Genomic DNA, 25,297 nt, shown 5'->3' on the forward strand with positions numbered 1-25,297 from the left:
GATGAACGGCGAACCTGATCGACAGCGAGGGACGGCATGAGAATTTTCCTGACGGGCGGATCCGGCTACATCGGCCGGGCCACGATCGCCGAACTGGTGCGACAAGGCCACACGGTGGAGGCGCTGGCACGCAGCGAGCAGGCGGCACAGGCCGTGACCGGCGCGGGGGCGGTCGAGGTGCGCGGTGGACTCGCCGACCTCGACGTGCTCAACCACGCGGCCGCACGCGCCGAGGCGGTGATCCACCTCGCGCAGGCCACCTCCGCGGAAATGGATCTCGCCGCGGCCACGGCCATGCAGGACGGCGTCGGGGCCGGAACCTACGTGCACACCGGCGGCACCTGGGTCTACGGCGACACCGACGGCGTACAGGACGAGACCGCGCCGTGGAATCCCCCCGGCGTGGTGGCCTGGCGCAGGTCGGTCGAGGACGCGGTCTCGGCGCGCGCCGGCGAAGGCGGTCGCCCCGTCATCGTGCAGCCCGGGCTGCTCTACGGAGGCGACAACCGGCTGATCGAGCACTTCTTCGTCGCGCCCGGCAAAATGAGGGGTGCCGTCCCGTACATCGGCGACGGCGCCAACCGGTGGGGACTGGTGCACATCGACGACATGGCCACGCTCTACGCCGCCGCGCTCTCGGCGAAGGCGGGATCGGTCTACATCGGGGTCGGCGAGGGCCACCCGACGATGAAGCAGGTAGCCGAAGCGGCGGCGCGCGGTGCCGGACTCGACGGCAGGACGGTCTCGATCACGCTGGAGCAGGCCCGCGCCGAGATGGGGCCCGTCGCGGACGCGTTCGCGCTGGACCAGCGCCTCACGTCGGCCAAGGCCCGCCGCGAGCTGGGCTGGGCACCGACGCACGGTGACCCGCTCGCCACCTTCGCGCGCGGCTGACCACCCGGAGGAACCGCATGGACGTCGATCTGCGCAAGCTTCGCTACTTCCTCGCGGTGGCCGAGGAACTCCACTTCGGACGCGCCGCGGAGCGCCTGCACATCACCCAACCCGTGCTCTCCCGGCAGATCCGGATGCTCGAGAGCGAGCTGGGCGTGGACGTGTTCATGCGCGACCGCCGCGGCACCGTGCTCACACCGGCGGGCGAACAGCTCGTCCACGACGCCGGTCCCCTGCTGGCGAGCGCGGACGCACTGCTCCGGCGGGTGCGCGCCGCGGGCGAGAGCGTCACCCGCTTCACGATCGGGTTCATGCCGGGCATCACATTGACCGCCGTCGTCCGGCTGCTGCGCGAGCGCCACCCCGGGCTGGACGTGCGAATGCTGCGCACCGGCTGGCACGACCAGGTGGAGGTGCTCCACGACGCCCGCGCGGATGTCGGCATCGTCCGGTTGCCGGTCGACCCGGCAGGCCTGGAGATCAGGCCGCTCTACACCGAACCGCGCCTCGTCATGGTGGCCTCGGCCCATCGCCTCGCCGGCAAGGAGACCGTGCGAGTGGCCGACCTGGCGGCCGATCACCTGCTGCAGGACCCCGACGCCGTCCCCGAATGGCGCGACATCGCGGTGGAACTGCGAACCGGTGAGCGCCGCCCGGCGCCGGCGATCCACAGCGTCGAGGAGAAACTCGAACTCGTCGCCGGCGGACAAGGGATCGCCGTGATCCCGGCGTCCACCGCGAGCTTCTACACCAGACCCGACATCAGGGCGATCCCGGTCGAAGACCTCGGCCCCAACCATGTGGCGGTGGCCTGGCCCTCCGGGCGAGCCGTCGGCCTGGTCCAGGAGTTCGCCGACGCCGCCACCGCCCTGCTGCCCGAACAACTCGAAGAAGCCCACTGACCAGAGGCACGACAGGGCAGACCAGCCGCACCACCATGGACTCCTCCGACTCCTTTGACTAAAGTCAAAGAAATATGGAGCCAGCAACGGAATCCGCACCAGTACGGCCGGAGGACATCGCCGCCCTCCGCCGCTTCAACCGCTACTTCACCCGCCGTATCGGCGCCCTCGACGACCACTACCTCGGCCAGGACCGCCCGCTCGGCGAGGCCCGGCTGCTCTTCGAGATCGGCGACGGCATCTCCCTGCGCGAACTGCGCGGCCGGCTCGCCCTGGACGCGGGCTATCTGAGCCGGATGGCGAAGTCCCTGGAGGCGCAGGGCCTGGTCCGGCTGACCGTGCCCCCGCACGACACCCGGCTGCGCCTGATCGAGCCGACCCCGGCCGGCCGGGCCGAGGTCGAGGAGCAGCACCGCCGCGCCGACGCGCTCGCCACCGGCCTCCTCACCACCCTCACCCCACCCCAACGCACCGAACTCACCCACGCGTTGGCGACCACCCAGCGCCTCCTCCGGCTGGCCGGCATCACGGTCGCGCTGGTCGACGGCGCCGCCGAGGACGCCCACGCCTGCCTGGACGCCTACGCCGCCGACATCGACACCCGCTTCCCCGAGGGCTTCGACAAGACCGATCTCGTCCGGCCGGAGGAGGTCACCGGGGAGGCGGGCGCGTTCTTCGTCGCGTACGAGGAGGGACGGCCGGTCGCGTGCGGGGCGCTACGGACCCTGGAGCCCGGGATCGGCGAGATCCGGCACGTCTGGGTCCACCCCGACGCCCGCCGCCTGGGCCTGGCCCGCCGCATCCTCACAGAGCTGGAACAGGCCGCTACAGCCCACCACTTCACCGTCGTACGGCTGGACACGCACGCGACACTCACGGAGGCGCAGGCGATGTACCGGGCGTGCGGCTACACCGAGATCCCGGCCTACGTCGACCATGTCTACGCGTCCCACTGGTTCGAGAAGCGGTTGACCGGCGCACGGTGGCCCTGATCACCCACGCGGCGACGGCAGTTGCGGTCCTCGGACACCGCGAGAGAACCACCACACGCACTATCGCGTCCGACCGGGCAACGCGTAATATCGCGTTGCGTCCACCGTCAACTCCCCTCACGCAGCGCCCAGTTGAGGAGCCCCCGTGCCCACCGCCCTCCTGAACCCCGTTCTCGACCTGCTGACCCTCCGCGCCACCCTCACCGCCGCCGAACCGATCACCGCCCGGATGCGCCGGCTGCGCGTCGCGGGCGACACCCTCGCCGGCCTCGACGTCCGTCCCGGCCAGCAGGTGCGCGTCCTGGTCGGCGGCCTGACCCTGCGGACGTACTCGGTGTGGCGCTACGACCCGTCCGGCGCCGTCGAGTTGTGCGTGCTGGACCACTCCGAGGGTGGGCCCGGGGCCCGTTGGGGGAAGGGCGTCGGCGTCGGGGAGCAGGTGCGGCTGCGGAAGCCGGAGGGCACCTTCATCCTCCGGCCCGACGCCGCCCACCATGTCTTCGTCGGTGAGGAGACGGCCTCCGTCGCCTTCGGCGCGATGCTGGCCGCGCTGCCCGAGGGGGCGCGGATCTCCGGTGCCGTGGAGACGGAGTCGGACGCGGACCGGCTGCCGCTGGCCCACTCCGACCGCCTCAACTGGCTCACCAGGGGCGGGACTTCCCTCCCGGACGCGGTGCAGGACCTCGCCCCCGAGCCGGGCGGGATCGCCTACGTCGCCGGGGAGGCCCGTACCGTGCAGGCCGTACGGCAGGTGCTCGTACGGGAGTTGGGCTGGGACCGGAGGTCGGTCCTCACCAAGCCGTTCTGGGCGCCGGGGAAGCGGGGGCTGGAGTAGGGCGGCAGATCGGCAAGTCGCCCCCACCGGTCAGCAGTTGGCGCCCGCCGGGCAGAAGGAAGTCACCGCCTCCGCGAGCGGGTCCCTGATCAGGGCGGGCGACTGGGACTCCGGGCCACTGACGTGGATCGCGTAGAGCGAGCCGTCCGCCGCCTCGAAGCGGTGGTCGATCACGCGGCGGGCGCCCTGGCCGGGGTCGTCGAAGCGGTAGGTGAGTTCGGCCCAGGTGGGGCCGGAGGTGCGGTCGAGGACCTGGTAGCCGGGCTGCCGGGCGAAGCCGTAACCGGGGTCGTTCTCGGCGAGGTCGAGGGACACGGCCGGGGAGTTCTCGGTGATCCGGAAGATCTGGAGGCGGCGGCTGCCGTCCGGGGAGTCGTAGGAGATCACCGGGGCCTTGGCGCCCTGCCGTTGGGCTCGGGTCCAGCCACGGGGGATCTCGACGGTGTAGCCGGTGGGGTCCTGGGCGGTGCGATACGACGATGACGATCCCGGCCCGGTCGCACCCGCGCCCGCGCCCGAACTCGTCCCCGCGCTCGCGCTCGTGGTCGCGCCCACGCGGTCATGGGTGACCCGCTCGTGCGTGACGTACCAGAAGCCGCCACCCGCGCCCGCGCCCAGCACGACCGCGGCGACGACCGCGAGGACCACCCGCCGGACCCGATGGTCGGGAGCGGGAGCGGGTGCGGGAGCCGGGGTAGGGACAGGGGCCGGCGGTGACACCCACGCCGGCGGGGTCAGCGAGGTCTGGGTCTCCGCCGTCGACCACACCGACCAGGGCGCCTGCCCTCTCTCCTCGCTCGGCCCGCGCTCCGCCCCGAAGCCGTTCCAGTCGCCCATCACGAACCCCCCGAATCACCCCACCGCGTGCCTCTTCGTACTCCTTCCGAAGTTAGCGGTGGAAACAGGGAACGGGCCCTGTTCCGGCCGTAACCGGAACAGGGCCCGTGCAAGCCCGTGACAGAGCCGTGGCGAACGGCCCCTGGGGGTGGCTCAGATGAGGCCGAGGGAGCGGACCGCGTCGCGCTCCTCCTCGAGCTCCTTCACCGACGCGTCGATGCGGGCGCGGGAGAACTCGTTGATGTCCAGGCCCTGGACGATCTCGTAGACGCCGTCCTTCGTGGTGACCGGGAAGGAGGAGATGAGGCCCTCGGGGACGCCGTAGGAGCCGTCGGACGGGATGCCCATCGAGGTCCAGTCGCCGTCGGCCGTGCCGTTGACCCAGGTGTGGACGTGGTCGATGGCGGCGTTCGCGGCGGAGGCCGCGGAGGACGCGCCGCGGGCCTCGATGATCGCGGCGCCGCGCTTGGCGACGGTCGGGATGAAGTCCTCGGCGAGCCACTTCTCGTCGTTCACGGTCTCGGCGGCGTTCTTGCCGGCGACCGTGGCGTGGAAGATGTCGGGGTACTGGGTGGCGGAGTGGTTGCCCCAGATGGTCAGGCGCTTGATGTCGGCGACCGTGGTGCCGGTCTTCTTCGCGAGCTGGGTCAGCGCGCGGTTGTGGTCCAGACGGGTCATCGCGGTGAAGCGCTCGGCCGGTACGTCCGGGGCGGCGGCCTGCGCGATGAGCGCGTTGGTGTTGGCCGGGTTGCCGACGACGAGGACCTTGATGTCGTCCGCGGCGTTGTCGTTGATGGCCTTGCCCTGCGGCTTGAAGATGCCGCCGTTGGCGGAGAGCAGGTCGCCGCGCTCCATGCCCTTGGTGCGGGGGCGGGCGCCGACGAGGAGGGCGACGTTGGTGCCGTCGAAGGCGACGTTCGGGTCGTCCGTGATGTCGATGCCCTGAAGGAGCGGGAAGGCGGAGTCGTCGAGCTCCATCGCCGTGCCCTCGGCGGCCTTGAGCGCCGGGGTGATCTCCAGGAGACGCAGCCGGACCGGCACGTCCGCGCCGAGCAGCTGGCCGGAGGCGATGCGGAAGAGCAGGGCGTAACCGATCTGGCCGGCCGCGCCGGTGACGGTGACGTTCACGGGAGTGCGGGTCATGGCGTTCTCCGTTATGACAGCTGGCGGTGGGGCGGCACTGCCCCGGGGTGCTGGGACGTACAAATGATCGATCTCTTGGCGTCAAGAGATCCACCGGTCAGGCTATCGCGCATCGGGGATCGCGGACTGCCCGGTCCGTGTGGCCCACCCCACAGCGCCCGGCCCGGGACACGGAAAAGGCGGCCGTCCGGCTCGGGAGAGGAACACCGGACGACCGCCGTGGGGGGTACCGGGGGTCCGGACTCCCGTGGGGGTGATGACCGCCTGCCCCGATCCGGGACGGACATTCCCCACGTTCACCGAATCCCCACATACGCGCCCTACGTGTCCTGCGTGTCCTAGGTCGTGCACCCCTTCTGCCCCGACGCGAGCGTCACGCAGGCCTTCGCCTCGCCGGCGTCCTTCACCGCCACCATCGGGGTGTAGGCGATGTTGTCGCCGGCCGCCGTGATGCTGTCGCTCTCCTTGACGGTCCCCGCGCTCACCTGGACGGAGTCCCCCTGCGCTCCGGCGGTGATCCGGCCCCAGGCGGCGCCGCAGGTCTTGCTGTAGCGGACCTCGACGACGGTCGTGCCGACGGTCGCGGTCCTGGCGGTGGTCGCCGCACCCGCGTCCGTGGTGCAGCCCATCGCCTCGGCGTCCTTGCCGGTGCAGCCCGCGCCCGCACACTTCACTCCGGCCGGCAGGTCGGGGTTCGTGCTGACGGACGGCGAGGCCGAAGTGTGCGTGGCGCTCGTCGTCTTCTTGTCCCCGCCCCCGTGGTGGGTGAACAGGAACACGGCCGCGATCACGACCAGCACCCCGACGACTCCGGCGACGAACATCAGCAACCGCCGCCTGGCACCGGCCAGTCCGTCCGGCGGCCCCGGCCGGGGCGCCCGCGGCAGCTCGCCGTGCGGCACCGGAACCTCCGGCGCCCGCCCGGCCCCCGGAGGCGCGGCCGCCGCTCCACCGGCGGAACCGCCCACCGGCCCCGAATACCCGGACAGCCCCCACGAGTTGCCGACCTGCGAGGCGCCTTCCCGTACGTCGCTCTCGGGCGCCGCGGGCTGCGGCGGCACCGTCGGGGACACCCCCGCCGGGCCCGCGATCCCCGGGGTCGCGGTGGCACTCCCGCCCTTGCGGGGCGACTTGCCACCCTCGGCCTTGCCGCCCTCGGCCTTACCGTTCTGCGCGTTGGCCGGAGGCGCCCCGAACTCGCCGAGCGCGGCCCGCGCCTGGGAGATCCGCATCGCCTCCATGGTCATGTCGTGCCGCATCTCCGAACGGCTCCAGGCCCGCTCGGCCAGCTCCCACATCGTGGTCAGATGGACGGGATGGGTGCCGGTGACCTCCGCGAGGGCGACGATCGCACCCTTCGGCGCGAGGAGCCGGCCATTGAGGTAACGGTCCCAGGACGTCTTGCTGTAACCCGTGCGGTCGGCCACCGCCGCGACGCTCAGGCCGCTGCGGTCCACGAGCCGGCGCAGCTGACCGGCGAACTCCTTGACCTGCGGATCGAGTTCATCCGGCAAGGCCCTCCAACGAGGCATTGCTTTCCCCCCTCTGCCCTGAATTGCCCACGCTAACGCGGTTGTTGGTCGAGTTCGTTGCAAATCCGCAAACTTGTCAATACAACGTCACACTGGGCACATACCGGCGCTCACCCGAGCACGACGGCTCCCACGACAGTCATGAGAAGCGTCAGAACCAGCAGCACCAGCGCGTAGCGGAGAGTCGTCCGTCGGGTCCGCGCCGGCCACCCGGCACAGCGCGACGACCGCCTGCCGGGGCGGGGACCGGCTCGCCCCACTTGCCCGTTCCGAGCGAAATGACGACGCCGGAAGGGGAACGGTTCCCTCGTCGCGGCGGGGTGCGGACCGCGTAGCGAAACGGTCACCTCCCTGCCACAGCGCGCTGACAGCCGTTGAACAGCCCGCTCACCGCACGGCACGCTGAAAACCAGACGGCGGCGCGTCCTTGCTCGGGGGAGGGGACGGGCCGCCGTCGTGTGTCGTGAACCGACCGGCTGTCAGCCGGTGTTGACCGTGTAGTGCAGCGTGTCCTTGAGGAACGGGATGACCAGCCACGGCTTGGGCTGCGCCATCATCGCCAGCAGGACGATCGCGAGGCCGAGCACGCAGTAGGTGACGACGTCGGTGAAGCGGGAGCGCACGGCGAGCATGCCGACGTCCGGCAGGACCCAGCGCAGGACGGCGCCGGCCAGCAGGGCGGCGCCGATGAGCAGGGTGCCGTAGCGGAAGACGTCGAAGGCGGTCAGCAGGAGGCCGAGGCCGACCGTGCCGAGCACCGCGAGGATCGGCCACTGGCGGGCCGGTGCCGGGGCGGCGCCGGACGCGGCCCGGCCGCCGCCCTCGGGGCGGGCGGTGTCCCGGGTGAAGAGGGGGAAGCGGCGGGTGGTGCGGCGCGGGACGCCCTCGGCGTCGGGGGCGCTGACGGGGTCCGTCACCTCGATGTCGTCCACGTGCTTCGCCGCTCCCTTACCGGGTTCCTTGCTGTCAGGCGACACTGCGCTCCGCCGCCTCGACCACGTTGACGAGCAGTTGGGCGCGGGTCATCGGGCCGACTCCGCCGGGGTTCGGGGAGATCCAGCCGGCGACCTCGGCGACGCCCGGGTGGACGTCGCCCACGATCTTGCCGTCGGCGTTCCGGGAGACCCCGACGTCGAGGACGGCGGCGCCCGGCTTCACGTCCTCGGGCCGGATCAGATGGGCGGAACCGGCGGCGGCGACGATGATGTCGGCGCGCTTGAGGTGGGAGGAGAGGTCGCGGGTGCCGGTGTGGCACTGGGTCACCGTGGCGTTCTCGCTGCGCCGGGTGAGCAGGAGCGGCATCGGGCGGCCGATGGTGACACCGCGTCCGACGACCACGACCTCAGCGCCCTTGATCTCCACGCCGTAGCGGCGCAGCAGGGTCAGCACGCCGTTCGGGGTGCAGGGCAGCGGGGCGGGCTCGTTGAGGACGAGGCGGCCGAGGTTCATCGGGTGGAGGCCGTCGGCGTCCTTGTCCGGGTCCATGAGTTCGAGGATGCGGTTCTCGTCGATGCCCTTGGGGAGCGGGAGTTGGACGATGTAGCCGGTGCAGGCCGGGTCCTCGTTGAGTTCCCGGACGACCGCCTCGATCTCCTCCTGCGTCGCGGTGGCGGGCAGTTCGCGCTGGATGGAGGCGATGCCCACCTGGGCGCAGTCGCGGTGCTTGCCCGCGACGTACTTCTGGCTGCCGGGGTCGTCCCCGACCAGGATCGTGCCGAGGCCGGGCGTGACGCCCTTCTCCTTCAGCGCCGCCACGCGGGCGGTCAGATCGGACTTGATCGCGGCTGCGGTGGCCTTGCCATCGAGAATCTGGGCGGTCATGACCCCATCCTCGCGGATGACAGGGCCCCGATTCCAATCAGGCGTCTCCACAACCCATACGGAAGATGCGGAATATACGCAATATACGGAATTCCGCTGGACGGGGGCAGCCGCCTCCAGAACCATGGGTACACAGTGCCGCGTGCAGTACCGGGGGAACGCAGCGCGTCCGTACCATCCGCACCATCCGCTTGATCCACTTGCTCCACAGGGCTTTCCTCCAGTCGGTGCCGCACGCCGTCCCCGCACTCGTCAGAGGCAGACGGAGGAGAGACGCCATGAGTTACGGCGACCCGAACAACCCGTATCCGTACGGACAGACGCCCCAGCCATCACAGCCGCCCCCACCGCCCCAGCAGCCCCCCACCGCTCCCGGCTACACCTACGGCTACGGCTATCCCCAGCAGCAGCCGTACTCCGGCTACGGCTACGGCTATCCGGGCGGCGCGACGATGCCCGCACAGTCGATGCCCGGGCTGCTCATGACCGCCCGCGTCTTCCTGTTCATCATCTCCGCGACGCAGATCCTGGCCGGTGTGGCCTGGCTCTACGTCGGCGCCTTCGTCAGCGATGTGACGGACGACGCCACCTCCGTGGTCCCGATGAAGTCGGTCGGCGACGCCGGTCACGCGCTGGCCGGTCTCCTCATCTTCTTCGGGCTCGTCAGCCTCGCCTTCGCCGCCCTGTCCATCACCCTGGGCGTCAAGTTCGGCCGCGGCGGCCAGGGCATCCGCGTCACCACGGTGGTCTACGGCGCGCTCGGCACGCTCGTCGGCTTCGTCTTCCTGATCGTCGCCCTCGACAACGGACCGGCCGCTGCGGTCCTCTACACACTGCTGTGGGTCGGTTTCGGCGCGGTCATCACGGCGGCCCCGATGGTCGCCAGTGGCACGGCCTGGTTCGCACGTCCGCGCTACTGAGGACTCCGAGAAAAACAGGCGAACACTTTCGGTCACCCAGCGAAATTGATGTTTCGCTTACACAACACATGAGGATTCCAACTGGACAAAAAGTGATCACCCCCACGAGCATGAGCGGCGCAGTACCGCGGTTCATGTTCGGGGGGAAAACCGCTCAAGCTACGACGTTCCTCCGCGCAACCCGCATCGTCCCCACCTGAGACAGTGCAGACGGAGGAACCTCGCCATGAGCTTCGGCGATCCCAACAACCCTTACGGGCAGCCCCAGAACGCCCCGCAGGGCCAGCCCGGTTACGGCTATCCGCAGCAGCCCCCGCAGCAGGGTTACGGCTACCCCCAGGGCGGCCAGCCCGGCTACGGCTACCCCCAGCAGCCCGGCTACCCGGGCGGCCCCGGCGTGCCCGGCGCCCCGCGCATAGCCTCGATGGGCCGGCGTTTCGGCGCCCGCCTGATCGACGGACTGATCCTCTTCGTCATCTACTTCGTGCTCTCCCTCGCGGGCGTCGCCGGCTCGATCAGCGCCATCAAGGACTGCGACCCGAACGCCTCCGACTACCAGTCCTGCGTCGACGACGCGGCGAGCCACATGGTGGGCGCGATCGGCGCGGTCGTCGGCGCCCTGATGATCTGCAGCCTGCTCTACGAGTGGCTGATGATCGGTCTGGTGGGCGCGACCCTGGGCAAGATGGCCGTCGGCCTGCGCGTGGTGAAGGCCGACACCGGCCAGAAGCCGGGCCTGGGCTCCTCGATCATCCGCTGGGTCATCCCGCTGGTCGGCAGCCTCGCCTGCGGCATCGGCCAGCTCGTCGTCTACCTGTCCCCGTTCTGGGACAAGTCCGGCCGCCAGCAGGGCTGGCACGACAAGGCCGCGAGCACGATGGTCATCCAGAACTGACGGTCCCCATACGGCTCAGGGCCGTGCCACCCGATTCCCCGGGGGCACGGCCCTGAGCCGTATACAAGGCGTATCGGCGGACCTCAGTGGAAGAAGTGCCGCGTCCCCGTGAAGTACATCGTGACGCCGGCCTTCTTCGCGGCCTCGACCACCAGCTCGTCACGGACCGAACCGCCCGGCTGGACAACGGCCTTGACGCCTGCCGCGGTGAGGATCTCCAGCCCGTCCGGGAACGGGAAGAACGCGTCCGAGGCCGCGAACGAACCCCGCGCCCGCTCCTCCCCCGCCCGCTCGACGGCGAGCTTCGCGGAGTCGACGCGGTTGACCTGGCCCATACCGACGCCGACCGAGGCACCGTCCTTCGCCAGCAGGATCGCGTTGGACTTCACCGCGCGGCAGGCCTTCCAGGCGAAGGCGAGGTCGGCCAACTCGGCCTCGGAGAGCGCCTCGCCGGTCGCCAGCGTCCAGTTGGCCGGGTCGTCGCCGTCGGCCTGGAGCCGGTCGGTGACCTGGAGCAGCGCCCCGCCGTCGATCGCCTTGAACTCGACCGCGTTCGCCGGACCGCCCGGGGCCTTCAGCACCCGGATGTTCTTCTTCTTGGCGAGGGCTTCGAGCGCGCCCTCCTCGTAGTCCGGCGCGACGATGACCTCGGTGAAGATCTCGGCGACCTGCTCGGCCAGCTCCTTGCTGACGGGCCGGTTGACGGCGATGACCCCGCCGAACGCCGACAGCGGGTCACACGCGTGCGCCTTGCGGTGCGCCTCGGCGACGTCCGAACCGACCGCGATACCGCAGGGGTTGGCGTGCTTGATGATCGCGACACACGGCTCGGCGTGGTCGTAGGCGGCACGGCGCGCGGCATCCGTGTCCGTGTAGTTGTTGTACGACATCTCCTTGCCGTGCAGCTGCTCGGCCTTGGCGAGACCGCCGCCCGAGGCGTCGACGTAGAGCGCGGCCGGCTGGTGCGGGTTCTCGCCGTAGCGCAGGGTGTTCTCGCGCTCCCAGGTGCCGCCGAGGAAGTCGGGGAACTGCGACTCGTCGACCGGCGCGTAGGCGCTCGCGAACCAGCTGGCGACCGCCACGTCGTACGACGCCGTGTGCTGGAAGGCCTCCGCGGCGAGCCGCTTGCGGGTGGTGAGGTCGAAGCCGCCGTTCTGCACTGCGTTCAGGACGTCGGCGTAGCGCGCGGGGCTGGTGACGACCGCGACCGAGGGGTGGTTCTTGGCGGCGGCGCGGACCATCGACGGGCCGCCGATGTCGATCTGCTCGACGCACTCGTCGGGAGAGGCGCCCGAGGCGACCGTCTCCCGGAACGGGTAGAGGTTGACGACCACCAGGTCGAAGGGGGCCACGCCCAGCTCGTCGAGCTGCTGCCGGTGGCTCTCCAGCCGCAGGTCGGCGAGGATGCCGGCGTGCACCTTCGGGTGCAGGGTCTTGACCCGGCCGTCCAGGCACTCGGGGAAGCCGGTCAGCTCCTCGACCTTGGTGACGGGGACGCCGGCGGCGGCGATACGGCCGGCCGTGGAGCCCGTGGAGACGAGTTCGACGCCCGCCTCGTGCAGGCCGCGCGCCAGCTCCTCGAGGCCGGTCTTGTCGTAGACGCTGACGAGCGCCCGTCGGATGGCTCGCTTGTTGCTCTCGGCGGTCACTGGATAACTACCTTTCGTCCCTCGATGCGATAGCCGTTGCGGGCCAGCCGCCCCACGACATCGACGAGCAGCCTTCGCTCGACTTCCTTGATGCGCTCGTGCAGAGCGCTCTCGTCGTCCTCGTCCCGGATCTCGACCACGCCCTGAGCGATGATCGGCCCGGTGTCGACGCCGTCGTCGACGAAGTGGACGGTGCAGCCGGTGACCCGGGCGCCGTACGCGAGCGCGTCCCGAACGCCGTGGGCTCCCGGAAAACTGGGCAGCAGGGCGGGGTGGGTGTTCACGACCCGGCCGCCGAAACGGGCGAGGAACTCCTTGCCCACGATCTTCATGAACCCGGCCGACACGATCAGATCGGGCTCGTACGCCCCGGTCGCCGCCGTGAGCGCCGCGTCCCACTCCTCGCGGGTCGCGAAGTCCTTCACCCGGCACACGAAGGTGGGCAGCCCGGCGCGCTCGGCACGGGCCAGGCCCTCGATGCCCTCGCGGTCGGCGCCCACGGCCACGATCTCGGCTCCGTACGCCGTCCCGCCCTCGGTCGCGATGGCGTCGAGCAGCGCCTGCAGATTCGTACCGGAACCGGAGACCAGCACGACAAGGCGCTTGGCCACGGGCTTGGCGGCCACGGCGGGGCCCTTTCTCGGGGGAGCGGGGTGCGTGCGGGCGGCCCGTTCGTGCATTCATACGAATGCTTCGCGCCCCGGGATACGGGGAAGTCTACGAAGCGGCCGACCGTCAGCAACGATACCGGCACACCGGACAGCCCCCACGGGACGGGGGCGTGGCCGGAAGGTAGCGTCTGGGGAGAGCGGGCTCGGGAACGCCGTTGTCGTGCGACGCGTTCACGAAGTGACAGCTCATGTCGGAGAGACGTATTCAACAAGGGGAAGACGCTCACTTGATGCCGGACCGCAGTCCCCGACTCCTCACGTTCCCCCCGCAGTCCTTGCAGGGCGGGGAGCGCGGCACCGTGCTGCTCCGGGAGCGGCCCTCCTCGCCGCCCGACGCACCCTCGGAGGGACAGAGCGGTGCGGGGTCGGACGACAACCCGTTCGCCCCGCCGCCCGAGGGCACCCCGGACCGGCCCTGGCAGCCGCGGCGCCCGGAGGGTCGTGACGGCGACGACTCCTCGCAGGGTGACGGCGGCGGTCGTTCGCCGTGGGGCAGTCAGTGGAGCGACCGGCAGCCCGGGCGTTCCCAGGGCGGCTTCGGCGACCGGCCCGGCGGCCAGAGCGGACCGGGCGGCGGCTCCGAGGGCCCGAACAACGGCCCCGGCCCCGGCCAGGGCATGCGCTGGGACCCGACGGACCCGGCCCAGCGGCGCGCCCGCTACGCCCTGCTGAGCGGCATGTGGGCCTTCTTCTTCGCCCTCTTCAGCTGGCCGTACGTGGCCCTGCTGCTCGGCGCGCTCGCCCTCTACTGGGGCGGCAGCGCCCTGCGCGCCAAACCCCGCACCACCGACCCGGACACCCCGCCCGCCCCCGAACCACCGGGCCGCCCCCAGACGACGGCGGCGGTGAGCGGCCTGGTCACCGCGTCCCTGGCCATCGCCCTGGTCGCCGCGATGTTCGTCGCGCAGCTGGCCTACAAGGACTTCTACACCTGCACGAACGACGCCCTGACGAACGAGGCGAAGCAGTCCTGCAACCAGCTGCTGCCGAAGGACCTGCGGGGCCTGCTGGGAACGGCCAACTGACGGACGGCACCGGTCAGTTCGGCCCGGGCCCGTCCGCGGGTTCCGGGTGTTCCGGGTGTTCCGGTGGAGTCGACGCCTCCCTCAGAGCCGCCCAGCGGGCCTCGCGGGAGGCGTCGTCGTACCAGGGGGTGGGCGAGGGCTCCGACGGGACATCGAGGGGCAGGAAGTCGTACGGGTCGAACGTCGGATCGTGGTCGTAGGCGATGTACGGCTGGTCGACGGGAGCCTGGACCGGTACAGGTACCGGCGTCTCCTCCGGCTTGCGGGTGAACCGGCGCCGGCCGACCGTGAACGGCTTCCGGAACCGGCGTCCCACCGGAACATCCGGCGCCTTCTCGGCCTCGGCCTCCCGCGGCTTCCCGACCGTCGGCTTCGGCACTCGCGGTTCCCGCAGCCGCCACGCCCGCAGCCCCGTCGCCGTAGGCACCGCGACCACCGCGAGCCACGCCAGCGCCGCTCCCCCGGTCTGCCACCACACGGGCCCGAACCGCGCGAGCGCGGCACCCCCGAGCGGACCGCCCGACAACTCCGCGAACAGCGCCAGCGTTACGGCGCACAGGGCGGCGGCGAGCAGCGCGGTGGCGGCGGTGCGGCCCTGCGGCCAGGGTGCCGACGCCGGACCGCCTGTGCCGTCCGACTTCGTCAACTCGCCTTCGCTGTCGCCCCGTTGCCCCACCGCGACCCGCGCCACGAACCACCCGACCATCACCCCGGCGGCCAACGGCACCAGTCCCGCCAGCCAGTTGAGCGGGGTTCCGGCGCCCGCGTCCGGGACCGCCGCGAGCAGCGGGAACGGAGGGAGCAGCGGGGCCGGGGCCGAGTTGAGGGGGTCCACCGTGTGGTGGGTGCCGAGCGCGAAGCCGGGGCCGAGGGCGTAGGCCGCCGACCAGACCGCCGCGTTCGGGACCAGCGCGAGGCAGAGCAACAGCACCGCGAACCGGCCCGACAGCGCCTCCGTCAGCCGCAGGAACGACGTCTGCGCCGCTCCTCCGTGCCAGACCAGGGACGCCGTGAGCAGCAGCGCGCCGCCCCCGACGAACACCGCCGTGCCGATACCGGCGGCGCGCAGCGCGGTGCCGATCCGGGCCCGTGACTCGCGGGCCTCCGGGCCGAGAACGAGCCGCCGCAGCCCGGCCGGCAGCAGGACCAGCACGCTCAACACGGGTTCACGCGGGCGCCCGTACGCCGTCCACACCCCGGAACCGGCCGCGCCCGCCGCGAGCAGCGGCAGACACACGGCCGTCCAGCTCCAGGACGGGGAGAGTTCGCCGCTGGACGCATAGAGCGCGGCTGCGGTGCCGACGGCGAGGTAGCCGAGGGCGACGCCGGTCCAGGCGGTGCGGGCCGGGACCGGCGGGATGTCGGTGTCCTCGTCGGCTCCGCCCAACACCGCGTCCCGGGCCGCCCGGTGCAGCAGCCAGACCGGCAGGACGAGGAGGAGCAGCGGGGTCACGCCGACGGGGGCGGGGATTCCGGAGAGGGTGTCGGTGCGGACCAGTTCGACGCCGTGCGCGAGGAGCCAGAGCGCGGCGGCCATGTGCAGGGCGCCGCCGGGTCCGCTGTCGGGGTACGGCGAGCTGATCCACAGCATCATCACGAGCACGGCGAACGAACCGAGTCCGAGCCCCGCCGCGACCGCGCCACCCAAGAGGCTGGCGGCCAGTCCGGGGGATCGGTCGCGCATCCGGGTGAGGAGGGGCGACAACGACGGTCGGCGGTGGGTCATCGGCATCACGACCGCCATGCTCCCAACGACACGCGCTTTCTCGTCGTAACAGGCGAACCTCCGAAGTGTCGCCCAATATACATTTATGTACTTTTTCGTACGGAGGGGCATCCGGTGATGCAGACCCCTGCAACCCCGCTCCCGCCGCCCAAGGAACGCCGACGGCTGCGCGAGGCCGCGTCCCTGACACAGGCTCAGCTGGCCACGCGGGTCGGCGTCAGCCGCGAGACGGTGCGCGCGTGGGAGACCGGCCGCACCTCACCACGGGGCCGGAAACGGGAGGCGTACGCGAAATTGCTCAACGACCTGGCCGAGGACACGCCCGCAGTGGAAGAGGCAGAGGTGGATACAGCCGAGGTGGAGGAGGCTCAACCGGAGTCTCCGCACGCCGACATCGTCGTGGTCGAGATCCCCGTACCGCACACCGATCCGGCGCCCGCTCCCCTGACCCCCGCTCAGGCCTTCGACGCGCTCTACGCGTTCTGCGCGCCCTCCCTCGTACGGCAGACCTATCTGCTCACCGGGCGGCGCGAGTTGGCGCGGGAGTCCGTCGAGCGGGCCTTCCAGACCGCGTGGCAGCGCTGGCCCGAGGTCGCGGTCGACCGCGACCCGGCCGGCTGGGTGCGCTCGGTCGCGTACGAGTACGCGCTCTCCCCCTGGCACCGCTTCCGCCCCAGATACCGCCACCCGGAACCCCCGCCCCCGGCCCCCGCCGACCGCGTCCTGCTCACCGCCCTCCTCGAACTCCCCCCGTCGTACCGCCGGACCCTCCTCCTCTACGACGGTGTCGGGCTCGGTCTCGCGGAGATGGCGGCGGAGACGGAGGCGAGCACGCCGGCCGCGGCGAACCGGCTGCTGCACGCGCGCGAGGCGCTGGCCGCGCAGCTCCCCGAGCTGTCCGACCCGACCGAACTGCACCGACGGCTGACCGAACTGGCCTCCACGGCGCGGCTGCACGCGGCCAAGCCGCCGACGGTGCGGTTCGTCGGCGAACGCCGCACCCAGTTCTGGACCCGGGCGGCGATCGCGTTCACCGTCGCGATCGCCGGCGCGACGACGCTTACGTTGCGGAGTGCGCCCACGCATTACGAGCCGCCGGTGCCGTTGGGGCAGCGGGTGGAGGGGGTGCCGGCGCGGGCTGTGCAGGGGGCGTTGTCGGAGGAGGAGATCCAGCTCCGGGATCGTCTGCGGAACGGGATGACTGTGGGGCCGGAAAGGCTGCTTCCGTTGAGTCGATAGGTGCGGGTGCGTTGCGGCTGGTCGCGCAGTTCCCCGCGCCCCTCCAAACGCACGTGGGCTTGGGAGGGGCGCAGGGAACTGCGCGGGCAACCCCCACCGGCCCGCAGCCGGCAACGCGCCGATGGGCCCGCTCCAACCCACGGAGCGGGCCCATCGACGTGCAGCCAGGAAACTCAGCCGGCCAGAATCTCGCGCGCCAGCTTCGCCGTCTCGGTCGGCGTCTTGCCGACCTTGACGCCGGCGGCCTCGAGGGCCTCCTTCTTCGCGGCGGCCGTGCCGGAGGAACCGGAGACGATGGCGCCGGCGTGGCCCATGGTCTTGCCCTCGGGCGCGGTGAAGCCGGCGACGTAACCGACGACCGGCTTCGTCACGTTCTTCGCGATGAAGTCCGCCGCGCGCTCCTCCGCGTCGCCACCGATCTCACCGATCATCACGATCAGGTCGGTGTCGGGGTCGGCCTCGAACGCGGCGAGCGCGTCGATGTGCGTGGTGCCGATGACCGGGTCGCCACCGATGCCGACGGCGGACGAGAAGCCGATGTCACGGAGCTCGTACATCATCTGGTACGTCAGCGTGCCGGACTTCGAGACCAGGCCGATACGGCCCGGCTTGGTGATGTCGCCCGGGATGATGCCGGCGTTGGACTGGCCCGGGGTGATGAGACCGGGGCAGTTCGGGCCGATGATGCGGGTCTTGTTGCCCTTCGCGACCGCGTACGCGTAGAACGCGGCCGAGTCGTGGACGGCGATGCCCTCGGTGATGACGACCGCGAGCGGGATCTCGGCGTCGATCGCCTCGACCACGGCGGCCTTGGAGAAGGCCGGCGGTACGAAGAGGACGGATACGTTCGCGCCCGTCTTCTCGATCGCCTCGGCGACCGTGCCGAAGACCGGGATCTCGGTGCCGTCGACGTCGACGGACGTGCCGGCCTTACGGGGGTTGACGCCACCGACGATGTTGGTGCCGTCCGCCAGCATGAGCTTGGTGTGCTTCATGCCCGTGGAGCCGGTCATGCCCTGGACGATGACCTTGCTGTCCTTGGTGAGGAAGATAGCCATGGCTGTTTTGTCCCTCGTCCCTTACTTCGCAGCCGCGAGCTCGGCGGCCTTGTCGGCCGCGCCGTCCATGGTGTCCACGCGCTGGACCAGCGGGTGGTTGGCGTCGGAGAGGATCTTGCGACCCAGCTCGGCGTTGTTGCCGTCCAGGCGGACGACGAGGGGCTTGGTGACTTCCTCGCCCTTGTCCGCGAGCAGCTGCAGCGCCTGCACGATGCCGTTGGCGACCTCGTCGCACGCGGTGATGCCGCCGAAGACGTTGACGAAGACCGACTTGACGTCGGGGTCGCCCAGGATGATCTCCAGGCCGTTCGCCATCACGGCCGCGGACGCGCCGCCGCCGATGTCGAGGAAGTTGGCCGGCTTCACGCCGCCGTGGTTCTCACCGGCGTACGCGACGACGTCCAGGGTGCTCATGACGAGACCCGCGCCGTTGCCGATGATGCCGACCTCGCCGTCGAGCTTGACGTAGTTGAGGTTCTTCGCCTTGGCGGCCGCCTCGAGCGGGTTGGCGGAGTCGTGGTCGACCAGCGCCTCGTGCTCCGGCTGACGGAACTCGGCGTTCTCGTCCAGCGAGACCTTGCCGTCGAGGGCGATGACACGGCCGTCGGCGACCTTCGCGAGGGGGTTGACCTCGACGAGGAGGGCGTCCTCCTTGACGAAGGTGTCCCACAGCGTCACCAGGATCTCGGCGACCTGCTCGGCGACGTCGGCCGGGAACTTCGCCTGCGCGACGATCTCGCGGGCCTTCTCGATGCTCACGCCCTCGTTGGCGTTGACCGGGACCTTCGCGAGCGCCTCGGGGTTCTCCTCCGCGACGACCTCGATCTCCACGCCGCCCTGGACGGACGCCATGGCGAGGAAGGTGCGGTTGGTGCGGTCGAGGAGGTACGAGACGTAGTACTCCTCGACGATCTCGGGCGCGGTCTCGGCGATCATCACCTTGTGGACCGTGTGGCCCTTGATGTCCATGCCGAGGATGTCCGTCGCACGCGCGACGGCCTCGTCCGGGGTGGCGGCGAGCTTCACGCCACCCGCCTTGCCACGGCCGCCGACCTTCACCTGGGCCTTGACGACGGACTTGCCGCCGAGCCGCTCTGTGGCTGCGCGGGCCGCCTCAGGCGTGTCGATGACTTCACCGGCCAGCACCGGTACATCGTGCTTGGCGAAGAGGTCCCTCGCCTGATACTCGAACAGGTCCACGCGCTTCCGTCCTCAGTGATCTCGCGGTTCGTTGGATGCGTGGGCGTGCCGCGAAGGGCAACGTGACGTCCGCTGTCACAAGGGAGGCGCACACGGTGACCGAGCGCGCGGCATGTCCGTCTCGCAGGTTATCGCTGCTTGCGGAGGGCCCCTAAATCGAGGGTCACACCTGAGCGGTGATACCTGTCACATGATGCCGGATTCCGTGACACGGAGTGCCGCGGACGGGGCGCGCGGGCGAGTCGTTTCGGGCGGGTCGTCGGGCCGGTCGTTCGGGCCGGTCGTTCGGGCGGGGTCCCGCCGGGTTGGGGCCGGCCCGGCGGGAACCCCCTACCGCGAGACGCACCCCGGACGCACCGACGGCATTCGGCCGTCCGGGGTCACTGCCTCACGGAGTCTGTTACTCCCAGTGCCGGACGGTCCGGGTGCACACAATGTGTGCGGCGCGCGCGGCCCGTGCGGCCCGTGCGCCTTGGATGGCCGCGGCGGCCCTGACCCGGGACCCTCGCGGGACGGAGACCTCGGCATCGACGAGACGTCGTCGGACTTCGGCCGGGGTGATGTGGGTGCTCGTGCTCATGCTGTTGCTCATGGACAGGTCGGTTCCTCAGGCGTTCCAGAAAAGGAGACATGGCGACATTCCGGGCAGACCAACTGCCGGAAGGGCCTGCCTAGCCTGGGAAGACGGGAACGTCCCGGTACCTGTCCCGGGTCTCTGCGACGGCCGCACGCGCGGCGACACCGGGCACGAGCCGCACGGCCACCTTGTTGCCCGACGTCACGGCCTGCGCGTCACAGTGCCGCGAGGTGACGCCGTCCATGGACTGCTGATCGCGCTGGACACCATCCGGGGCACCGTTGGGCGCCTGATGCGCCGGGGCGTGCCTGACGGACGGCACAAGACGTACGGCCATACGCCCTGCGGCGCCGACCTCGTCTGCGGCGACGCGCGGCCCGTACGTCACGCCGCTGCCCACGGCCGCCTCGGCCACCCTCGCCTTCGAACGATGTCCACCACTCGAGGGCCGCGGTGCCGACCGGACGGGCGTCGGCACCGCCACCGGCGCCGGCACCGTGTGCGCCGGAGGCTCCTGGACCGGGGTCACGGGCCGACTCGGCACCACGGGGACCGAGGGCAGGGTGGGCAGCGTGGGCAACTCGGGCAACGAAGGCGCCTCGGCCAACACCTCGGTCACCGTCTTCGTCACCACGTCACTCACGGGCCGAACGACCCGCTCCACTGTGTCCGCGACCGGAGCCGGTACCGGAGCGACGACAGGAACCGGAACCGGCTTCACGACCGAAGTCACCGAGGCCACCGAAGCCCCCGCCGGAATCCCCGGCTGCTGTCCCGGCACGCCGTCCGCGGCCTGCGCCTGTCCCCCGCACACGAAGCCCAGCACGAACAACCCGCCCACCAGCAGGGCCAGTTGGAGCACACACCGCCCAACCGCCGTACGCGTCACGCGCAGGGCGGCACCGGACAGTGCGGCGGGCCGGATCATGAGGCGACGATCCTCGCACGGACCGCCCGAGGACGCGCAACCCCCCTGTCCCCCACGCCCGTTCGTCAGGCCGTGTCGGGTATCGGCAACGGCCGCTTCTCGATCGCCGCCGCCATCACCTCCGGGAACAGGTCGGGCGTACAGGCGAAGGCCGGCGCCCCCAACGCGGCCAGCGCGGCGGCGTGTTCGCGGTCGTACGCCGGCGCCCCCTCGTCGGACAGCGCGAGCAGGGTCACGAACTGCACCCCCGACGCCTTCATCGCCGCGACCCGCTTGAGCATCTCGTTGCGTATCCCCCCTTCGTAGAGGTCGCTGATCAGGACGACCACCGTCTCCGCGGGCCGGGTGATCTGCGACTGGCAGTACGCGAGCGCCCTGTTGATGTCCGTACCGCCGCCGAGCTGTGTCCCGAAGAGCACGTCCACCGGGTCGTCGAGCTGGTCGGTGAGGTCGACGACCGCCGTGTCGAAGACGACGAGCCGGGTGTCGATCGACCGCATGGACGCCAGCACCGCCCCGAACACGGAGGCGTAGACGACGGACGCTGCCATCGACCCGGACTGGTCGATGCAGAGGACGACCTCCTTCTTCACGGACTGAGACGCCCGCCCGTAACCGATCAGCCGCTCGGGCACGATCGTCCGGTACTCCGGCAGGTAGTGCTTGAGGTTCGCCGCGATCGTGCGGTTCCAGTCGATGTCGTGGTGGCGCGGCCGGTTGATACGGGCGCTGCGGTCGAGGGCGCCGGTGAGGGTGGCCCGGGTGCGGGTGGCGAGCCGCTTCTCCAGGTCCTCGACGACCTTGCGCACCACCGCCCGAGCCGTCTCCTTCGTGGTTTCCGGCATCGCCTTGTTGAGGGAGAGCAGCGTGCCGACCAGGTGCACGTCTGCCTCCACCGCTTCCAGCATCTCCGGTTCGAGCAGCAGCGCGGACAGCCCGAGCCGGTCGATGGCGTCGCGCTGCATGACCTGCACGACCGAGGAGGGGAAGTACGTCCGGATGTCCCCGAGCCAGCGCGCGACGGACGGCGCCGACGCCCCGAGCCCCGCCGAACGGTCCTTCCCCGCCCTCCCCTTGTCCTCCCTGCCGTACAGCGCGGCCAGCGCCCCGTCCATCGCGGCGTCCTGCCCGGACAGCGAGCACCCGGTGCCGTCGGCCGCGTCACCCCCGAGCACCAGACGCCACCGCCGCAACCGCTCCTGTCCAGGTTCCAGGTCCGCGACTCCGCCGGCGTCGCCGGTTCCAGCCGCCCCGTTCACCGTCGTCCCCGCCACACCGGTCGCCGTCATCCGCGCACCCCCGGGCGCAGCCCTTCCCACAATGGCACGACCCGCACGGGGGTCGCCGGACGATCCTCGCTCCGACGCCTGGCACCCGCCGCCTGCGCCCGCTCCCCCGGCCTTCTCGTGCCCTGCCTACCGCTGCTCGCCGTCATCATCCCGCCACCCCCGCAAGCTCGTTGTCACTGTTCCCCGTCGTGTCGTCCAGCCCCAGCATCAGCCGCAGCACCGGCACCACCGCGTCCGCGCGCCCGGCATCCAGCTCCGCGCCGAACCCGGATATCCCGACCGCCGCCGCCACCGCCCCCACCTGCTTGCCGGGCCCGCGGCTCACCAGTTCGCCGAGCGTTCTGCGCACTCCCGGCTCGTACGCCGAGAACGTGCGCCGCAGCAACGGCAGTACGTCCGTGAACGCCTCCGCCGACACCCCCGTCAGCCAGGCGTCCACCAGCCCGAGCAGCCGCTCGTCGTGCACGAGGAGCAGCCCGCCCCCGCCGCCGACGAAGCCCTCGATCCACGCTGCCGCGTCCGTCGGCGGTGTCCCGGGCGAGAGCACTAGCCCCATCAGCCGGGCCGCCTCGTCCGGCCCCAACTCCCCACCGTCCAGCAGGAGTCGTACGGCACGCCCCCGGATGACGCCCGGCACGGTGTCCCGCGCGGAGAGCGTCCGAAGCACCCCACGCCAGCGACGGCGCAGGTCACCGTGGCCGAGGGCGGGGGCATCGGCGCCCCCGGCCACGGAGGCGTCACGCCGCTCCGGTCCGGGGGCCTCCCCGTACGCCGGACCGGACCCTTCGCCATTCCGCGGCGCCTGAGCCTCACCGTCCGCAGAACCGGACCCTTCGCCGCGGCCCCGCGCCGAAGTCTCGCCGTACTCAGGACCGGACCCTTCGCCGTTCCCCCGCGCCGAGGCCTCGCCGTACTCAGGACCGGCCCCTTCGCCGTTCCGCGGCGCCTGAGCCTCACCGTCCGCAGGACCGGACCCTTCGCCGTGGCCCCGCGCCGAGCTCTCCCCGTACTCAGGACCGGATCCCTCGCCGTTCCCCCGCGCCGAAGTCTCGCCGTCCGCAGGACCGGACCCTTCGCCGTTCCACGGCGCCTGAGCCTCACCGTCCGCCGGACCGGACCCTTCGCCGCGGCCCCGCGCCGAGCTCTCCCCGTACTCAGGACCGGATCCCTCGCCGTTCCCCCGCGCCGAGGCCTCGCCATGCCCAGGTTCAGCCGCACCCCCGTCACCCGGCGCGGAGGCATCACCACGCCCAAGCCCGGCGACGTCACCGTGTCCGGGCCCCGAGGCTTTGCCCCGCTCGCCCCCGGGGGCTGCGTCCCGCCCAGCCCCACCGGTATCCCCCAGCAGTGCCACCGCCCCGTGCACCGCGTCCACATGGCGTCGCATTTCGTCCGCCGCGTCCGCGTCGAGGGCGGTGCAGGCCGGGGGCAGGCCGACGAAGATCCGCTCGGCGAGGCCCGCGGCGACCTCCGTGAGCGCGCCGGTGTCGGTGCCGCGCACGTCGCCGTAGCGCAGCGAACGGACCAGGGCAGGCAGCGCCTGGGCGAGGTGGCCGACGTCGGTGTCGAGGGCGGCGCGGTCGGCGAGGACGCGCATCACCACGGGGAGCGCGTCCGGGAGTTCGGCCAGCAGGCAGTGCTCGGCGAGGGCGGTGACGTCGGCGAGGCTCTGTGCCGCGACGGCGTCCGCCTCCGCCCTGGCGTTCGCCGCGGCGAGCACCGTGGTGCCCCAGACGCCCGCCTCGGCGACCCGGACCGCCAACTCCGGTTCCCAGCGCAGCCGCCACGTCTCCCGGAACGTACCCGTGCTCCCCCGTGAGGCGACCGGCTCGCCCCACTCGACGCCCAGCAGCCGCAGCCGGTGCAGCAGTCTGCTGCGCGCGGCGTCGGTCTCCTTGCGCAGGTCGAGCTCCAACTCCCGCTCCAGCGCCTCCGGTTTGATCCGCAGCCTGCGCTGCTGCCGGTCGAGGTCGCGCTGCAGCGGCACGGCGGGGGCGCCCGGCGGCACCTCGCCCAGCACATCCCCGACGACCAGCCGGTCACGCACCAGGGACAGCGGGACGTCCGAGCCCTCGCACATCACCGCGCGGACCGCGTCGGTGGTCTCGCCGAGCCCCGGCAACGGGCGGCCGCGCATCACCGCAAGGGTCTCCGCCAGCCGTACCGCCTCGATGACATGGGCCGGGGAGACGATCCGGTCCTCCTCCCGCAGCAGCCCCGCGACCTTGGTCATCCACCGCTCGACCGGCCGGTCCGGCGCGGCGAACAGATGGCCGTACCAGCCCGGCGAGTCGATGCCCGCGCCGTACCCGCCGGCCCGGGACAGCCTGCGGTGCGTCCACGGCACCCAGGTCAGCTCGGCCTTGACCTTGGGCAACCCCTTCAGCAGTGCGCGGTCCGCCGCGACGGCGGTCCGCTGCCGCAGCGCGGGCACATGCCAGGCCCCGCACACCACGGCCACGCCCTCCTCGAACTCCCGCTGCGCCGTGCGCACTTGGAGCCGCATATACGCCTCGCGCACCAGGTCCCGGTCGTGCCCGCCGGCCCCGTACGTCTCGCGCAGCGCCCCCATGGCCTCCTCCAGCGCGGTGAACGGCGCGAACGGGTCCCGCTCCCCCACACCCCGGTGCTCGACGACGTCCTCCCACCAGCGCTCGGGGTCGTCGTACCCCGCGGTCTCGGCGAGCACGGCGAGGGGGTCGACACGGATGTCCGGGCCGGAGGGTGTGTCGGGGGTGGGCGGGTCCTTCTGACGCTCCTCTCCCGTGGACTCGTCCTCCGTGGCCTTCCCCCACGCCAGCGTGTGCGCGGCCGGAAGGTCGATGAAACGGGCCGGTACCCCGTGCTCCAGGGCCCAGCGGATCGCGACCCACTCCGGGGAGAACTCGGCCAGCGGCCAGAAGGCCGAGCGGCCGGGCTCGTCCACGGCGTGGGCGAGGAGCGCGACCGGCGGTCGCATGTCCTCTTCGGCGGCCAGCGGAATCAGCGCGTCGGCCTCGGGCGGGCCCTCGATCAGTACGACCCGCGGCTGGGTCGCCGCCAGCGCTGCCCGCACGGCCCGCGCCGATCCGGGCCCGTGATGCCGCACGCCGAGCAGCAGCGGTCCGGCGCCCGGACCTCCGGCCCCCTCAGTACCCGTCATTTCGTCCCCCTCCCCTCCGGGT

21 protein-coding genes are annotated in these 25,297 nt (G+C 71.8%); 8 read left to right on the top strand and 13 right to left on the bottom strand.

What is annotated here, in order from left to right; translation table 11 throughout:
• Positions 1 to 36 precede the first annotated feature (36 nt).
• The 4 genes from ACFXC1_RS31220 to ACFXC1_RS31235 all read left to right on the top strand — a co-directional run bounded on the left by ACFXC1_RS31220 (position 37) and on the right by ACFXC1_RS31235 (position 3,623).
• Positions 37 to 894 (top strand): NAD-dependent epimerase/dehydratase family protein, encoded by an 858-nt coding sequence (locus ACFXC1_RS31220; protein WP_381248772.1) that lies wholly within the window; start codon positions 37 to 39, stop codon positions 892 to 894.
• Positions 895 to 911: 17 nt separating this feature from the next.
• Positions 912 to 1,796, top strand: coding sequence for a LysR family transcriptional regulator (locus tag ACFXC1_RS31225; RefSeq protein ID WP_381248775.1), 885 nt, complete (start codon positions 912 to 914; stop codon positions 1,794 to 1,796).
• 74 nt (positions 1,797 to 1,870) lie between these two features.
• Complete coding sequence (locus ACFXC1_RS31230) at positions 1,871 to 2,788, top strand: bifunctional helix-turn-helix transcriptional regulator/GNAT family N-acetyltransferase (protein WP_381248777.1); 918 nt, start codon at positions 1,871 to 1,873, stop codon at positions 2,786 to 2,788.
• A 145-nt stretch (positions 2,789 to 2,933) separates the two neighbouring features.
• Positions 2,934 to 3,623, top strand: coding sequence for a siderophore-interacting protein (locus tag ACFXC1_RS31235; protein WP_381248780.1), 690 nt, complete (start codon positions 2,934 to 2,936; stop codon positions 3,621 to 3,623).
• A 30-nt stretch (positions 3,624 to 3,653) separates the two neighbouring features.
• Here the strand turns inward: ACFXC1_RS31235 and ACFXC1_RS31240 are convergent, their stop codons facing one another.
• The 5 genes from ACFXC1_RS31240 to ACFXC1_RS31260 form a co-directional block, all read right to left on the bottom strand.
• Positions 3,654 to 4,460 (bottom strand): hypothetical protein, encoded by an 807-nt coding sequence (locus tag ACFXC1_RS31240; protein ID WP_381248783.1) that lies wholly within the window; start codon positions 4,458 to 4,460, stop codon positions 3,654 to 3,656.
• 153 nt (positions 4,461 to 4,613) lie between these two features.
• A complete protein-coding gene (locus ACFXC1_RS31245) occupies positions 4,614 to 5,603 on the bottom strand; it encodes a malate dehydrogenase (protein WP_093628716.1) in 990 nt (329 codons plus the stop codon).
• 338 nt (positions 5,604 to 5,941) lie between these two features.
• On the bottom strand, positions 5,942 to 7,117 hold the full coding sequence (locus tag ACFXC1_RS31250) for a helix-turn-helix domain-containing protein (protein WP_381248786.1): 1,176 nt from the start codon (positions 7,115 to 7,117) through the stop codon (positions 5,942 to 5,944).
• Positions 7,118 to 7,614: 497 nt separating this feature from the next.
• Positions 7,615 to 8,067, bottom strand: a complete 453-nt coding sequence (locus tag ACFXC1_RS31255) for a DUF3017 domain-containing protein (RefSeq protein WP_381248789.1) — start codon at positions 8,065 to 8,067, stop codon at positions 7,615 to 7,617.
• 34 nt (positions 8,068 to 8,101) lie between these two features.
• Positions 8,102 to 8,956: a bifunctional methylenetetrahydrofolate dehydrogenase/methenyltetrahydrofolate cyclohydrolase gene (locus ACFXC1_RS31260; RefSeq protein WP_019066819.1), complete on the bottom strand. Its 855-nt coding sequence runs from the start codon at positions 8,954 to 8,956 to the stop codon at positions 8,102 to 8,104.
• A 278-nt stretch (positions 8,957 to 9,234) separates the two neighbouring features.
• Here ACFXC1_RS31260 and ACFXC1_RS31265 point away from each other — a divergent pair, with 278 nt between their 5' ends.
• The gene (locus ACFXC1_RS31265; RefSeq protein WP_381248792.1) at positions 9,235 to 9,876 is read left to right on the top strand and encodes a hypothetical protein; all 642 of its coding nucleotides are present in this window, start codon (positions 9,235 to 9,237) and stop codon (positions 9,874 to 9,876) included.
• Between the two features lie 226 nt (positions 9,877 to 10,102).
• Positions 10,103 to 10,771 (top strand): RDD family protein, encoded by a 669-nt coding sequence (locus tag ACFXC1_RS31270; RefSeq protein ID WP_381248793.1) that lies wholly within the window; start codon positions 10,103 to 10,105, stop codon positions 10,769 to 10,771.
• A gap of 83 nt (positions 10,772 to 10,854) precedes the next feature.
• On the opposite strand, the gene purH is transcribed toward ACFXC1_RS31270, so the two are convergent.
• Both purH and purN read right to left on the bottom strand, forming a co-directional pair.
• Positions 10,855 to 12,420, bottom strand: a complete 1,566-nt coding sequence (gene purH, locus ACFXC1_RS31275) for a bifunctional phosphoribosylaminoimidazolecarboxamide formyltransferase/IMP cyclohydrolase (protein ID WP_381248795.1) — start codon at positions 12,418 to 12,420, stop codon at positions 10,855 to 10,857.
• Positions 12,417 to 13,046 carry a phosphoribosylglycinamide formyltransferase gene (gene purN, locus ACFXC1_RS31280; protein WP_381248798.1) on the bottom strand — a complete coding sequence of 210 codons (630 nt, stop codon included), beginning with the start codon at positions 13,044 to 13,046 and terminating at the stop codon, positions 12,417 to 12,419. Before purN ends, purH begins: the two co-directional genes overlap by 4 nt.
• A 275-nt stretch (positions 13,047 to 13,321) precedes the next feature.
• Between purN and ACFXC1_RS31285 the strand changes: the two genes are divergently transcribed.
• Positions 13,322 to 14,116, top strand: a complete 795-nt coding sequence (locus ACFXC1_RS31285) for a hypothetical protein (protein ID WP_381248800.1) — start codon at positions 13,322 to 13,324, stop codon at positions 14,114 to 14,116.
• A gap of 13 nt (positions 14,117 to 14,129) precedes the next feature.
• Here the strand turns inward: ACFXC1_RS31285 and ACFXC1_RS31290 are convergent, their stop codons facing one another.
• Positions 14,130 to 15,860 carry a cell division protein PerM gene (locus tag ACFXC1_RS31290; RefSeq protein WP_381248803.1) on the bottom strand — a complete coding sequence of 577 codons (1,731 nt, stop codon included), beginning with the start codon at positions 15,858 to 15,860 and terminating at the stop codon, positions 14,130 to 14,132.
• A gap of 96 nt (positions 15,861 to 15,956) precedes the next feature.
• Here ACFXC1_RS31290 and ACFXC1_RS31295 point away from each other — a divergent pair, with 96 nt between their 5' ends.
• Positions 15,957 to 17,081, top strand: a complete 1,125-nt coding sequence (locus ACFXC1_RS31295; protein WP_381248805.1) for a helix-turn-helix domain-containing protein — start codon at positions 15,957 to 15,959, stop codon at positions 17,079 to 17,081.
• A gap of 173 nt (positions 17,082 to 17,254) precedes the next feature.
• On the opposite strand, the gene sucD is transcribed toward ACFXC1_RS31295, so the two are convergent.
• The 5 genes from sucD to ACFXC1_RS31320 form a co-directional block, all read right to left on the bottom strand.
• Complete coding sequence (gene sucD, locus ACFXC1_RS31300; protein WP_019066811.1) at positions 17,255 to 18,139, bottom strand: succinate--CoA ligase subunit alpha; 885 nt, start codon at positions 18,137 to 18,139, stop codon at positions 17,255 to 17,257.
• A 21-nt stretch (positions 18,140 to 18,160) separates the two neighbouring features.
• Complete coding sequence (gene sucC, locus ACFXC1_RS31305) at positions 18,161 to 19,339, bottom strand: ADP-forming succinate--CoA ligase subunit beta (RefSeq protein WP_019066810.1); 1,179 nt, start codon at positions 19,337 to 19,339, stop codon at positions 18,161 to 18,163.
• A gap of 671 nt (positions 19,340 to 20,010) precedes the next feature.
• Positions 20,011 to 20,844: a hypothetical protein gene (locus ACFXC1_RS31310; RefSeq protein WP_381248808.1), complete on the bottom strand. Its 834-nt coding sequence runs from the start codon at positions 20,842 to 20,844 to the stop codon at positions 20,011 to 20,013.
• Between the two features lie 65 nt (positions 20,845 to 20,909).
• On the bottom strand, positions 20,910 to 22,133 hold the full coding sequence (locus tag ACFXC1_RS31315) for a VWA domain-containing protein (RefSeq protein ID WP_381248811.1): 1,224 nt from the start codon (positions 22,131 to 22,133) through the stop codon (positions 20,910 to 20,912).
• A 145-nt stretch (positions 22,134 to 22,278) separates the two neighbouring features.
• Positions 22,279 to 25,275: a DUF5682 family protein gene (locus ACFXC1_RS31320; RefSeq protein WP_381248814.1), complete on the bottom strand. Its 2,997-nt coding sequence runs from the start codon at positions 25,273 to 25,275 to the stop codon at positions 22,279 to 22,281.
• Between the last annotated feature and the right edge of the window lie 22 nt (positions 25,276 to 25,297).

Source organism: Streptomyces hokutonensis (genome assembly GCF_042751305.1).
GTDB classification, from domain to species: domain Bacteria; phylum Actinomycetota; class Actinomycetes; order Streptomycetales; family Streptomycetaceae; genus Streptomyces; species Streptomyces hokutonensis_A.